A 13,435-nucleotide genomic window follows, 5' to 3' on the forward strand; every position below is an offset into this window, starting at 1 on the left:
ATTAAAGCCACAGGGATCAGCCAATGGCGTATCACTTCGACTTTGTACCGGTTTTGCAAAACGCTGATCTGCTGCTGAAAGGCGCGTTGTTTACTCTGGAATTGACGGCCATCGGCACAGTGCTCGGGGTGGGTCTGGGCATCATTGGCGCTATCGTGCGGGCCTGGAAGATCCAGCCGTTTTCGACGATTTTCGGGGTGTACGTCGAGCTGATCCGCAACACGCCGTTCCTGGTGCAGCTGTTTTTCATCTTCTTCGGCCTGCCGTCGCTGGGCATTCAGATCTCGGAATGGCAGGCGGCGATCCTGGCGATGGTGATCAACCTCGGCGCGTATTCGACGGAAATCATCCGCGCCGGCATTCAGGCGATTCCTCGGGGTCAGCTGGAAGCCGCAGCGGCGCTGGCGATGACTCGCTTTGAGGCCTTTCGTTGCGTGGTGCTGATTCCAGCGCTGGGCAAGGTCTGGCCAGCATTGAGCAGCCAGATCATCATCGTGATGCTCGGTTCGGCGGTCTGTTCGCAGATCGCCACTGAAGAACTGAGCTTCTTTGCCAACTTTATTCAGTCGCGCAATTTCCGCTCCTTCGAGACGTACATCATCACCACGGTGATCTACCTGTGCATGGCGCTGCTGATTCGCCAACTGCTGGCATGGATCGGACGTCGCTATATATCGAGGAAAGGCTGATGGATTTCACCCTTTGGGATGTTGTGCGCAATCTGCTCACTGGCCTGCAATGGACGCTGGCGCTGTCTTTGGTGGCGTTCATCGGCGGCGGCGTGATTGGCTTGCTGGTCATGTGGATGCGTATTTCGAAGCTCAATGCGCCGCGAGTTCTGGCCAAGATCTACATCGAGTTGTTTCAGGGCACGCCGTTGTTGATGCAGCTGTTCCTGGTGTTTTTCGGCGTGGCGCTGCTGGGTTTCGATATTTCGCCCTGGGCCGCCGCCGCGCTGGCGTTGACCTTGTTTACCAGCGCGTATCTGGCCGAAATCTGGCGCGGCTGCGTCGAGTCGATTGCCAATGGCCAGTGGGAAGCTTCGGCAAGCCTGGCGCTGTCACCGCTGGAACAACTGCGTTACGTGATCCTGCCGCAGGCGCTGCGCATTGCGGTCGCGCCGACGGTGGGCTTCTCGGTGCAGGTCGTGAAAGGCACGGCCGTTACTTCGATCATCGGCTTTACCGAACTCACTAAAACCGGCGGCATGCTCGCCAACGCAACGTTCCAGCCATTTCTGGTCTACGGCTTCGTCGCGTTGGGTTATTTCATGCTCTGTTACCCCTTGTCGCTCAGTGCCCGCTATCTGGAAAGGAGACTGCATGCCTCTGCTTAGAATTTCCGCGCTGCATAAATATTACGGCGACCATCACGTCCTCAAGGGCATCGATCTTTCTGTAGAGGAAGGCCAGGTCGTGGCGATCATCGGTCGCAGCGGTTCGGGCAAGAGCACCCTGTTGCGCACCTTGAACGGTCTGGAGTCAATCAATGACGGCGTTATCGAAGTCGATGGCGAATACCTGGACGCGGCTCGCGCTGACCTGCGCACGCTGCGGCAGAAAGTCGGCATGGTCTTTCAGCAGTTCAACCTGTTTCCGCACCTGAGCGTCGGCGAAAACGTGATGCTCGCGCCACAAGTCGTACAAAAGGTGTCGCGAGACGAAGCCCGCAAGCTGGCCAAACGCATGCTGGAGCGGGTCGGGTTGAGCGAGAAATTCGATGCATTCCCGGATCGACTGTCCGGCGGTCAGCAGCAGCGCGTGGCGATTGCACGTGCGCTGGCAATGTCACCCAAAGTGCTACTGTGCGACGAAATCACCTCCGCGCTGGACCCGGAGCTGGTCAACGAAGTGCTGGGCGTGGTGCGGCAACTGGCGGCCGATGGCATGACCCTGATCATGGTCACCCACGAAATGCGCTTCGCCCGTGAAGTCGGCGACAAGCTGGTGTTCATGCATCAAGGGAAAGTGCACGAAGTGGGCGACCCGAAGATTCTCTTCGCCAACCCGCGCACGCCAGAGCTGGCGAACTTTATCGGGTCGGTGGAGCAGGGGGCTTAACGCCCGTTCTGAATGGGAACGTAAATCCTGTACAGACTGTGTGAAAACGTCACGAGCGAAGGCAAGACAAGGCAAAAACAGGCGGAAAAGCGGAGTCTAGGTGTTCTAAATGAGCATTTTCCGCCTGTTTTTAACGCAGTATTGCCGAGCGCAGTAGTTTTCACACAGTCTGTGTAGGACCGGATTTATCCGGGAGCGCTGCATCCCCAATGGTGGATATGCTGCTCCCGGCTAAAGCCGGTCCTACGGGTCCTTGCTTTGCTTACAACCGCAACAAGGTTTTCCAGGCGCGGCTCTGGAACACGACGATGGTCTGTTGCACACGAGCGTCCAGCACTTCGTCGCTGATCGGCAGTTCGGCCACTTGCACCAGCTTGTTCAGCTCGCCGTACAGACGATCCAGCTCCGGCAGATCCAGCGCGCCACGGGCGTGATGCAGCCAGGCCTGGATGCGCTCGATACGTGGCAACTGCTCGGCAAGGTCTTCCGGCTGCTGCTGATAACGCCCCAACTGCAAGGCAGTCGCTTCGTCAGCCAGCAAACGCGGCAACCAGCTGGCCAATTGCGCAGCGCCCTGGCGATTGCCACGGTTGTTGCGTTCAACGGTCCAGCTGCGGGTCAGCAACCAGCGCGACGTGTTCAGCGAGAACAAACCCCAGCGGGTGTCCTGCATTTCTTCCAGGAACTGTTCGTGAGCAGCGTTACGCACGTCGCCATCTTCCTGACCGGCCTGCACCAGCGGGCGCCAGTCTTCCAGCAACGCATCCAGTGATGTACGCAGTTCAGCCGAGGAAGAGCGCGGCGCGGCCTGACCGAGGCTGCCGGTCAGCGAACGCAATTCAACCAGCAACGCGACCCAGTCCTGCAACAACCGCCAGTGGCCATTGAAGCGATATTGCTCGGCCAGACGCTGACTGCTGCCCAGCAGATGCCAGGCCAGCGCGGAATACGCGTCGTCCAGCGGCATTTCGGCGTGCAGTTGCGGCGTCGGCAGGCTCAAGGAATAACTGTTGGCGTCGAACAGGCGATAGCCGCGCTCAGCCTTGCTGATATCGCACGGCATCAGCGGCAGCGTAAGGGCCAGCTCGGCGGCCAGCTCCAGCAGCGCAGCCGGATCGCCTTCGCGCAATTCCAGCTCCAGCTCGCAGATTTCTTCCTTCTGCTTGCCCGCGACAACCTGACCCAGATCCAGTGCGGCTTCGATCACCACCTTCGCCTTGCCCCGGCCCCAGGCAATTTCTGCCTTCTCGCGGATGAAGTCGGTAGTGAACAACGGCTTGATGGTTTTTTTGTCCAGCTCGGCCAGTTGCTCCGGCCAGCATTCGCCATCGAGCTTTTTCAGGTCCAGCTTGGCTTTGGGCAGATCCCAGTTGTACTCGTTGCGCTCCGACAGGCCGGCAATGCTTTGCCCGCGCGTCTTGAGGGTCTGGATGATCTGCTCGCCATCACGACGCAGGCGCAAGGCAACCTTGGCGTTGGCCAGGTCGCGCTCAGGCGTGTCGAAATACTGGTTGGACAGCTCAAGACGCTCCCAGCCACTTTTGTTGCGCTTCTTCAGCAAAGGGTGTTCGCGCAGTGCAGCGAGGGTTTCGCGGCTGACGCGGAGTTTGATTTCTGTTTCTTTCTGCATGGCCGGGAATCCAGACGCTGATAACTAAAAACGGGGGCGCAGCCTGTTGTCACGTGGCTGCTGAGGTCGTGCAGTGTACAGGACATGGCCTGTAACAGGCCGGATGAAACTGTCGGGCGCTAACAATACTGCGATGAGTATGGCGTTACGACTGATTACCCGCAGCGAACTTAAGCCCGACCCAAGGCTGTTGCCTGGCTGGCCAAATCTGATTAAAGTAGGGCCTTCGAAGCGACTGACCGGATGAGATTGAGCGCTTCCCAGCGGCGAAAGCCGTACTCGCGCAAGGCGGGTCGAAAGTGGTGTCCGGATCTGCTTTACCGAATACGAGAAAGGCGCCCTGAACCGGCGCCTTTTTTCGTTTTCCTAACGTCGTGTCGCCGTCGGCTGATTCAGATAGATCTTGCCGCACAGCAGAACAAATACCATTGAACCCTTGAGTCTGGGGCCCGTTCTGGCGGTGTCTTCGTGATAAGCACTCTCGACCACCAGGTGCAGATCCTGCCACTGGCGTCTTTCTCGGGAAGCCCTGCGGACTTCAAAAAACACATGATAAGGCCCGGCGGGATCATCGACGGTAATCGAATAGCACCAATTGCGTTCGGCTGCCGTTTCCCAGACCTTTGCTTTGGGATGTTCAAGGCTTTTAATCAAAACTGGCAGTGTGTGGGACAGTCGATACCGAGTCTGGCAAAAGGAGCGAGGTCGCGGCGTCCCTTGATCGATGATGGGCTCGCCTTGGCCGTGGCTGTCGTTGTCATAGGCTCTGCTGAAACAGTGAGTCGAGAACGTGACGTGGACACGCAGATCACGCCTCGCCAGCTGACTTTTTACAACGAAGGTGAAGGGTTCAAGGTGTGAGAAATCGTAGGTTTCTGCGCCTATCGACAGCGATGAAAAATATGACATAACTCTCGCACACGCCCACGGGAGCGGCATTTTATCTCAAAGGAATGCATGCGCTTTGAGTGAAAACACGACAGGCTGATGCGGAATTTCGCCTCGCCTACCTATAGGCCGTTCTCTCCGGCTGTTTGCTTATGCCCTCCCGGATCATTTCAGTCGGCTCATTGCGGTTTATTACCAACACCCAATAGCCCTATGCTGGTCCGCGTGTTGACCCGCTTTGAGGAATCATCGATGCCCTTGCCGTCCATGAAAGACCAGTTTGCCGCCCTGATCGCCACGCCGTCGGTGAGCTGCACGCAGCCTTCTCTGGACCAGTCCAATCGCGCGGTCATCGATCTGTTGGCGACCTGGCTGGGGGATCTGGGCTTTGCCTGTGATATCCAGCAGGTCTCGCCGGGCAAATTCAATCTGCTGGCCAGTTTCGGCAGCGGCCCCGGCGGCCTGGTGTTGGCGGGGCACAGCGATACCGTGCCGTTCGACGGCGCGTTGTGGCAGACCGATCCGCTGAAGTTGACCGAAGTTGACGGCCGCTGGGTAGGATTGGGCAGCTGCGACATGAAAGGCTTTTTCGCGCTGGTCATCGAAGCCGTGCAGCCGCTGCTGGACAAGCCGTTCAAGCAACCGCTGCTGATCCTCGCCACTTGCGACGAAGAAAGCTCGATGGCCGGCGCTCGGGCGCTGGCTGAAGCCGGTCGGCCGTTGGGCCGCGCAGCCGTGATCGGCGAACCCACCGGGCTCAAGCCAATTCGCCTGCACAAGGGCGTGATGATGGAGCGCATCGATATTCTCGGGCGCAGCGGTCATTCGTCCGACCCGAGCCTGGGCCATAGCGCGCTGGAAGCCATGCACGATGCAATCAGCGAGCTGAAAGTCCTGCGCCAGCAATGGCAGCTGGAATACCGCAATCCGCAGTTCAGCGTGCCGACGCCGACCCTGAATTTCGGTTGCATCCATGGCGGCGACAACCCGAACCGGATCTGTGGCCAATGCTCCCTGGAGTTCGATCTGCGGCCTTTGCCGGGCATGGACCCAAGCGTGTTGCGCGCGGCGATCCGGCAGAAGCTGGAGCCGCTGGCGGAGCTGCATCAGGTGAAGATCGATTACGCGCCACTGTTTCCGGAAGCGCCGCCGTTCGAACAGGACGCCGATGCGGAACTGGTGCGGGTTGCCGAGCGTCTTACAGGACATCGCGCCGAAGCGGTAGCATTCGGCACCGAAGCGGCTTATTTTCAGCGTTTGGGTTGCGAGACGCTGGTGCTGGGCCCTGGCGACATTGCCTGCGCGCATCAACCGGGCGAATACCTTGAAATGTCACGCTTGCAGCCTACTGTGCGTCTATTGAGCCAGTTGATCGAACATTATTGCCTGAGCCCGCAATGACTCGGGCGTTGTTAACCACCCAGAAAAGGAGAGTGCGCGTGTTGCCAGGCCTGTTCCGACGATAACCATTTCACGGTTGTGAGTGTTTTTGTCCTTCGTCCATCTTTCTCGCAGGCTCCCAAGGTTATGCACGAGTACGTCAACTGGCTTCGCCACGCTTCGCCTTATATCAACGCTCACCGGGAACGCACCTTTGTCGTGATGTTGCCCGGCGATGGCGTTGAACATCCCAATTTCGGCAATATCGTCCACGATCTGGTGCTGCTGCACAGCCTGGGCGTGCGTCTGGTGTTGGTTCACGGTTCGCGACCACAGATCGAAAGCCGTCTCGCGGCGCGGGGTTTGACGCCCAAGTTTCATCGCAACCTGCGCATTACCGACGCCGAGACGCTGGATTGTGTGATCGATGCTGTCGGCCATTTGCGCCTGGACATCGAAGCGCGTCTGTCCATGGACATGGCCGCCTCGCCGATGCAGGGCTCGCGGCTGCGGGTCACCAGCGGCAATCTCGTTACGGCGCGGCCAATTGGCGTGCTCGAAGGCGTGGATTACCAGCACACCGGCGAAGTGCGTCGAATCGACCGCAAAGGTATCAATCGCCTGCTGGACGAGCGCCATATCGTGCTGTTGTCGCCGATTGGTTATTCGCCAACCGGCGAGATTTTCAATATCGCCTGTGAAGACGTCGCGACTCGCGCTGCTATCGATCTGGGCGCCGACAAGCTGCTGCTGTTCGGCGAAGAGCCCGGCTTGCTTGATGAACAAGGGCGCTTGGTGCGCGAGCTGCGGCCGCAACAGGTTCCCGCGCACATGCTGCGTCTGGGCACCAATTATCAAGCCGAGCTGTTGGAAGCGGCTGCTGAAGCCTGTCGCGGCGGCGTTGGGCGCAGTCATATCGTCAGCTACGTGGAAGACGGTGCGCTGCTCACCGAGCTGTTCACCCGTGACGGCGGCGGTACGCTGGTGGCGCAGGAACAATTCGAACGGGTACGCGAAGCGGCCATCGAGGATGTTGGTGGCCTGATGGACTTGATCACGCCGCTGGAAGAGCAAGGCATTCTGGTGCGTCGTTCCCGAGAAGTGCTGGAGCGCGAGATCGAGCAATTCAGCGTGGTCGAGCGCGAAGGGCTGATCATCGCCTGTGCGGCGCTGTATCGCATTGCCGATTCGGATGCGGGCGAGCTGGCGTGTCTGGCAGTGAACCCGGAATACCGTCACGGCGGTCGCGGCGACGAACTGCTCGAACGCATCGAAACCCGCGCCCGCGAACTGGGCCTGAAAACCCTGTTCGTCCTCACTACCCGCACCGCCCACTGGTTCCGCGAACGCGGCTTTGAGCCAAGCACCGTCGACCGTATGCCTGCGGCCAGGGCGTCGCTGTACAACTATCAGCGCAATTCGAAGATCTTCGAGAAGGCGTTGTAAGAAGCTGATCCTGTTGGAGCGAGGCTTGCCCGCGAATCGACCGCAGGAGCGACTGTAGGAGCGACCGTAGGAGCGACTTTAGTCGCGAGAGCGCGAGCACCAATTGCCCTCCCGGCTAAAGCCGGTCCTACACCAAGCCGCGCGCCAACGGGGAGTGTTGACCCCGCCACTCATCATTTGCCCGCCGTTACCCTTCATCTCCCGTCTACAGTTTCTAGCTGTAACCCAATCACCCCACCCGATTCATTGCGATCCTTTGTTGTGCAGATTTTCGTCGGGCTCTCAATCAGGGAAGAGCGCATGGACCGAAAAGAAAAGCTGCTATCCGGGCTATCGATAGAAGGCAAGTTGGGACTCGAAATAGGGGCGCTGTGTCGTCCATTTATCAAAGACACTGAACACCATGTGATTTACGCCGATCACGCCAGCACCGAGGCGCTCAGGGAAAAGTATCGTCCTGATCCAGACGTGGACATTGACCAAATAGTGGGAGTGACGGCAATCCTGGGGGAAGGCTCGCTGGCGCACAGTGTCGGGAAAACGGTCGATTATGTCGTAGCGTCGCATGTCATCGAGCATGTGCCGAATCTGATCGGGTGGCTCAATGAGCTGTGCTCGATTCTGAATGAAGGCGGTGAGATTCGGCTGGTAGTCCCGGATAAACGCTTCACCTTCGACTACCTCAGAGCCACAACCCGCTTATCCGATGTGCTGTATGCCGACCTGGTGAAGGCGCGGTTTCCCATGGCTCATATCGTGATGGACTACGTGCTGAATGTCGTCAAGCTGGACGGAGGCAAGGCGTGGCGCTCGCAGATCAAGCCCGGCGAGCTTGAACGCCACCACACGCTCAGAGATGCGCAAAACATTGCACAGCAAATCCTCAGCTCAAATGCCTATCACGACGTTCATTGCTGGGTCTTTACGCCTCAATCGATGGCGCAATTGTTCGTCGAATTGACGGATCATCGACTTGTGGAGCTTGAGTGCGTCAGTTTCCATGACACTGCCCAGGACACCATCGAGTTTTTTGTGGGCATGAGGCACACCAAGGATTTTGCCCGGGCCAGGCAGAGCTGGTTGTCGATGGCAGAGGCGGCAAAGCATGTGCAGACGCAAGCGCGCTGACTGTGGGCCGTGAGAACTGAATGTCACCTTGTTGGAGCGAGGCTTGCCCGCGAATCAACCGCAGGAGCGACCGTAGGAGCGACTTTAGTCGCGAGCGCGCGAGAGCACCAATTGCCCTCCCGGCTAAAGCCAGTCCTACACTAAGCCTCGCTCCAACAGGAAATAGCACCGATCAGTTACTGATCCGCAGAATACTCGCCTGATAAGCCCCGACGAACGTATCGAAATCCACCATTTCTTCGGTCTGTTCCAGCTCCGCCTGCTCGGCGATGGAGGTTCGGGCCAGGGTTTCGAAGTTCGACTGTTCCTCGACGCTCAGCGGGTTGCTGCGGAAGTACTCGGCATGCAACCGGCTCTGGCGCATCGAGAATGCGGTGAAGCCTTCCTTGTGTTCGGTCATGCTTGCCAGCACCTTGGCCGACGGGGTCAGGGATGAGTCGTTGACCTTCGATTGCTGCGCCGCGATCGACTTGATGTGTTCGTCAGTGCCTTGCGCTTCGTCGAGCAGCAGGGCAATCGGCTTGATCTTCTCCAATAGCTCGGTAGCCCAGGCTTTCAGATCGATGGTGCTGTCATTGCGATTCAATTCCAGGCCCGGACGGCGACCTTCCTTGACCACGGTCAGGAAGTTCGACGCAGCATTGTTGCACTCGTTATTGGCCAGTTGCGGGCTTTCCTGCAGGGCGCAATACAGCACGAACGCATCGATGAAGCGCGATTGCTGCAAGTCGATGCCGGTCGGCAGGAACGGGTTGATGTCCAGGCAGCGCACTTCAACGTATTGCACACCACGGGCAACCAGTGCCTGAATCGGACGTTCGCCCGAATAGGTCACGCGTTTCGGGCGGATGTTGGAGTAGTACTCGTTTTCAATCTGCAACACGTTGGTGTTGAGCTGAATCCACTCGCCGTCCTTGTGGGTGCCGATCTCGACATACGGTGCGTAGGGCGTTGCCACCGCTTTGCGTAGGCTGTCGGTGTAGCTGAGCAGATCGTTGTAGCAAGGCGTCAGGCCAGCCTGAGCGTTGCTTTGATAGCCCAGATCGCTCATGCGCAAGCTGGTCGCGTAGGGCAGATACAGCGTTTCGGCGTCGAACTGATCCAGCTGATGCGCCCGCCCGCGCAGGAAACCCGCATCCAGGGCTGGCGAAGCACCGAACAGGTACATCAGCAACCAGCTGTAGCGGCGGAAGTTTCGGATCAGCGCGATGTAGGAATGCGACTGATATTCGCGTGCAGTGCCTTCGAACTGCTCGGTTTGCTTGAGCAGCGGCCAGACCGCTTCCGGCAGCGAGAAATTGTAGTGAATGCCGGCGATGCACTGCATGGTCTTGCCGTAACGCAGGGCCAGGCCCTTGCGATACACGTACTTGAGCTTGCCGATATTCGAGGTGCCGTAATAGGCAATCGGAATGTCTTCTTCGGCGGGCAGCGGGCAAGGCATCGACGGGCTCCAGAGGAACTCGCTGCCCAGCTTGCTGTAGGCAAATCGATGAATCTTGTCGAGACTTTCCAGGGTTGCCGCCGGATCAGCCAGCGCAGGCGTGATGAACTCCAGCAGCGACTCGGAATAGTCAGTGGTGATCAGGCCGTTGGTCAGCGCGGCGCCCAGCTCTTCAGGATGAGGCGTCTGGGCCAGGCGTGCTTCGCCGGTCACGCGCAGGCATTCACGCTCTATACCATGCAGGCATTGCTCCAGCAGGGAGAGGTTAGTGCGCTCGCCGAGCAAAGCCAGGCGGCGGTTGAGAAGTTCGCTCAAGTTGGATTCCTTCACGCGTCAGTCGCCCCAATATGGGGGTGGACATGACGGTGTACAAGGGTGAGGTGGGAACTGGCGTTGTCGCCTGGTTTTGCGCCCTATCGATATTTCGTACAGAGCCTGGTTCGAAAACGCCATTACCCGTTGCCCATTCTGGCCACAGCGAACCCGGAAAATTCCGACGCCGCTTTCGCAACGCCGAAATTAACTCAAATCCGGGGGTGACAGCTAGAGTACAGCGAACGTGCCTTGCGCTTTTGCGACCAGTTTGTCGCCTTGGACCACTTCGGCCTCAACGACCAGCGTGCGGCGCCCGGCATGCAACACCTTGGCGATGCACAGGACTTCGCCATCAGCGACCGCGCGCACGTAGTTGATCTTGCATTCGATGGTCGCGCTGCGCTGATCAAAGCCGTGGGAACTGGAGCAAGCCAGGCCCATGGCGATATCGACCAGGCTGAAAATCGCGCCGCCGTGCATCACGTTGCCGCGATTGCGCAGGTGCGGCTCCAGCGGCAGCGCCACTTCGGCAACGCCGGCGTCGAGCCGCCGCAACTGGCAGCCGATGGCGCGAAAATACGCGCTCTCGGTAAGGCCTTCAGGAATATCCATCAGCGCTTCTTCAGTTGTTTGGCGTTGGCGAACAGCGAAGCCATGGCGTTGTTGGCCGGGGCTGCTGCCTGGGTTTCCTTGCGTGGCGCGCTGCTCTGCTGCTGACGCGGGGCCGAGCCTGGCCGTGCGCCGCGAGCGCCGTCGATTTTCTCGCCCGGCGTGTCGCTCATGCGCATCGACAAACCAACGCGTTTGCGCGGAATGTCCACTTCCATGACCTTGACCTTGACCACGTCGCCCGCTTTCACCGCTTCACGCGGGTCCTTGATGAATTTCTCGGACAGCGCCGAGATATGCACCAGACCGTCCTGATGCACGCCGATATCGACGAACGCACCGAAGTTGGTGACGTTGGTAACGACGCCTTCGAGGATCATGCCCAATTGCAGGTCTTTCAAATCTTCAACGCCTTCCTGGAACTCGGCAGTCTTGAACTCCGGACGTGGGTCGCGACCCGGCTTTTCCAGCTCTTGCAGGATGTCGGTCACCGTTGGCAGACCGAAGGTTTCGTCGGTGTACTTTTTCGGGTCCAGACGCTTGAGAAAGCTGGCGTCGCCGATCAGCGAGCGGATATCACGGTCGGTTTCAGCGGCGATACGCTTGACCAGCGGATACGCTTCCGGGTGAACCGCTGAGGAATCCAGCGGGTTGTCGCCGTTCATCACACGCAGGAAACCGGCTGCTTGTTCGAAGGTTTTTTCGCCCAGACGCGGGACTTTCTTCAACGCCGCACGGGACTTGAACGCGCCGTTTTCATCGCGATGGGCGACGATATTCTGCGCCAGCGTGGTGTTGAGGCCGGAAATCCGCGCCAGCAGGGCCACCGAAGCGGTATTCACGTCGACGCCAACCGCGTTCACGCAATCTTCAACCACAGCGTCCAGCCCACGGGCCAGCTTGAGCTGCGAAACGTCATGCTGATATTGGCCGACGCCGATGGACTTCGGATCGATCTTCACCAGCTCGGCCAGCGGATCCTGCAAGCGACGGGCGATGGACACCGCGCCACGGATCGACACGTCCAGATCCGGGAATTCCTTGGCGGCCAGTTCCGACGCCGAGTACACCGAAGCGCCAGCCTCGGAGACCATGACCTTGGTCATTTTCAGGCCTGGGTATTTTTTGATCAGTTCGGCGGCGAGCTTGTCGGTTTCACGGCTGGCGGTGCCGTTGCCGATGGCGATCAGGTCCACCGAATGCTTGGCGCACAGCGCGGCCAGCACGGCGATGGTCTGATCCCACTGGTTCTTCGGCACGTGCGGGTAAACCGTGGCGTAGTCCAGCATCTTGCCGGTGGAATCGACCACCGCGACCTTGCAACCGGTGCGCAGGCCTGGATCCAGGCCCAAGGTGGCGCGCGGGCCGGCTGGCGCGGCGAGCAGCAGGTCGTGCAGGTTGTGGGCGAACACATTGATCGCTTCGGTTTCCGCGCCTTCGCGCAGTTCGCCGAACAGGTCGGTTTCCAGGTGGCTATAGAGCTTGACCTTCCAGGTCCAGCGCACCACTTCGCCCAGCCATTTATCGGCAGGACGGTTCTGGTTTTGCAGGCCGAAACGCTCGCTGATCATCATTTCGCAAGGGTGCATCGCGCCGGGCAATTCTTCGCCGACCTTCATGGCCGAGCTGAGGAAACCTTCGTTGCGACCACGAAAGATCGCCAGCGCGCGGTGTGACGGCATGCTTTTCAGCGGTTCATCGTGTTCAAAGTAATCGCGGAACTTGGCGCCTTCTTCTTCCTTGCCGGCCACGACCCGGGCGCTGATCACCGCTTCCTGCTTGAGGAAGCTGCGCAGCTTGTCCAGCAAGGTCGCGTCTTCGGCGAAGCGTTCCATGAGGATGTATTTGGCGCCTTCCAGCGCGGCCTTGACATCGGCGACACCTTTTTCGGCGTCCACGAAGCGCGCAGCTTCGGTTTCCGGCGTCAGGCTCGGGTCGCTGAACAGGCCGTCAGCCAGTTCACCAAGGCCGGCTTCGAGTGCGATCTGGCCTTTGGTACGGCGTTTTTGCTTGTAAGGCAGGTACAAATCTTCGAGGCGGGTCTTGGTGTCGGCGAGTTTGATGTCGCGGGCCAGCTCGGGGGTCAGTTTCCCTTGCTCTTCTATACTTGCAAGGATGCTGATACGCCGCTCGTCGAGTTCACGCAGGTAGCGCAGGCGCTCTTCAAGATGACGCAATTGCGTGTCATCGAGGCTGCCGGTCACTTCCTTGCGGTAGCGGGAAATGAAGGGCACTGTCGAGCCTTCATCCAGTAGCGCTACGGCCGCTGCGACCTGTTGCGGGCGGACACCGAGTTCTTCGGCGATGCGACTGTTGATGCTGTCCATAAGACCACCTGGAGTTTGTGAGCATAAAAAGTGGCTGCGGGCTTCGCGCGTGATGCAGCGTTAAAAACAGCCTTGCTTGCCGACTTTTACAAAATACTGTCGAACTGCCATGTTCAGGCGTTGCCTGACTTCAAGGGCGGCGCATTATACCCAGCGACGCCCGATTAGGGGATCAGCCGATAAAACCAGCCGAATCGGGCTGGAAAAA

Annotated in this window: 11 protein-coding genes; 6 read left to right on the forward strand and 5 right to left on the reverse strand. The window is 59.1% G+C overall.

Annotated features, from left to right (window positions below; all coding sequences use genetic code 11):
- The first annotated feature begins 23 nt into the window (after positions 1–23).
- The 3 genes from AABC73_RS28400 to AABC73_RS28410 are packed head-to-tail and all read left to right on the forward strand — an operon-like array spanning position 24 to position 2,060.
- Positions 24–689: an amino acid ABC transporter permease gene (locus tag AABC73_RS28400; RefSeq protein ID WP_341521836.1), complete on the forward strand. Its 666-nt coding sequence runs from the start codon at positions 24–26 to the stop codon at positions 687–689.
- Positions 686–1,336 carry an amino acid ABC transporter permease gene (locus AABC73_RS28405; RefSeq protein ID WP_341524350.1) on the forward strand — a complete coding sequence of 217 codons (651 nt, stop codon included), beginning with the start codon at positions 686–688 and terminating at the stop codon, positions 1,334–1,336. The genes AABC73_RS28400 and AABC73_RS28405 overlap by 4 nt, the downstream gene beginning before the upstream one ends.
- Complete coding sequence (locus tag AABC73_RS28410) at positions 1,323–2,060, forward strand: amino acid ABC transporter ATP-binding protein (protein ID WP_020293271.1); 738 nt, start codon at positions 1,323–1,325, stop codon at positions 2,058–2,060. Before AABC73_RS28405 ends, AABC73_RS28410 begins: the two co-directional genes overlap by 14 nt.
- 262 nt (positions 2,061–2,322) lie before the next feature.
- On the opposite strand, the gene AABC73_RS28415 is transcribed toward AABC73_RS28410, so the two are convergent.
- Together AABC73_RS28415 and AABC73_RS28420 are read right to left on the reverse strand one after the other, a co-directional pair.
- Positions 2,323–3,690 (reverse strand): CYTH domain-containing protein, encoded by a 1,368-nt coding sequence (locus AABC73_RS28415; protein WP_341521837.1) that lies wholly within the window; start codon positions 3,688–3,690, stop codon positions 2,323–2,325.
- A 366-nt stretch (positions 3,691–4,056) separates the two neighbouring features.
- Positions 4,057–4,599 carry a hypothetical protein gene (locus AABC73_RS28420; protein ID WP_341524351.1) on the reverse strand — a complete coding sequence of 181 codons (543 nt, stop codon included), beginning with the start codon at positions 4,597–4,599 and terminating at the stop codon, positions 4,057–4,059.
- A 231-nt stretch (positions 4,600–4,830) separates the two neighbouring features.
- On the opposite strand from AABC73_RS28420, the gene argE reads away from it, so the two are divergent.
- From argE to AABC73_RS28435, 3 genes are all read left to right on the forward strand, one after another.
- Positions 4,831–5,979 (forward strand): acetylornithine deacetylase, encoded by a 1,149-nt coding sequence (gene argE, locus AABC73_RS28425; protein ID WP_341521838.1) that lies wholly within the window; start codon positions 4,831–4,833, stop codon positions 5,977–5,979.
- 126 nt (positions 5,980–6,105) lie between these two features.
- On the forward strand, positions 6,106–7,404 hold the full coding sequence (gene argA, locus AABC73_RS28430) for an amino-acid N-acetyltransferase (protein WP_341521839.1): 1,299 nt from the start codon (positions 6,106–6,108) through the stop codon (positions 7,402–7,404).
- 300 nt (positions 7,405–7,704) lie between these two features.
- Positions 7,705–8,532, forward strand: a complete 828-nt coding sequence (locus AABC73_RS28435; protein WP_341521840.1) for a methyltransferase domain-containing protein — start codon at positions 7,705–7,707, stop codon at positions 8,530–8,532.
- Positions 8,533–8,704: 172 nt separating this feature from the next.
- Here the strand turns inward: AABC73_RS28435 and gshA are convergent, their stop codons facing one another.
- The 3 genes from gshA to AABC73_RS28450 all read right to left on the reverse strand — a co-directional run bounded on the left by gshA (position 8,705) and on the right by AABC73_RS28450 (position 13,227).
- Positions 8,705–10,291 (reverse strand): glutamate--cysteine ligase, encoded by a 1,587-nt coding sequence (gene gshA / locus AABC73_RS28440; protein WP_341521841.1) that lies wholly within the window; start codon positions 10,289–10,291, stop codon positions 8,705–8,707.
- Between the two features lie 228 nt (positions 10,292–10,519).
- On the reverse strand, positions 10,520–10,903 hold the full coding sequence (locus tag AABC73_RS28445) for a PaaI family thioesterase (RefSeq protein WP_341521842.1): 384 nt from the start codon (positions 10,901–10,903) through the stop codon (positions 10,520–10,522).
- The gene (locus tag AABC73_RS28450) at positions 10,903–13,227 is read right to left on the reverse strand and encodes a Tex family protein (RefSeq protein WP_065831886.1); all 2,325 of its coding nucleotides are present in this window, start codon (positions 13,225–13,227) and stop codon (positions 10,903–10,905) included. The genes AABC73_RS28445 and AABC73_RS28450 overlap by 1 nt, the downstream gene beginning before the upstream one ends.
- Positions 13,228–13,435 lie beyond the last annotated feature (208 nt).

It is taken from the genome of Pseudomonas sp. G.S.17, from assembly GCF_038096165.1.
Lineage (GTDB): Bacteria > Pseudomonadota > Gammaproteobacteria > Pseudomonadales > Pseudomonadaceae > Aquipseudomonas.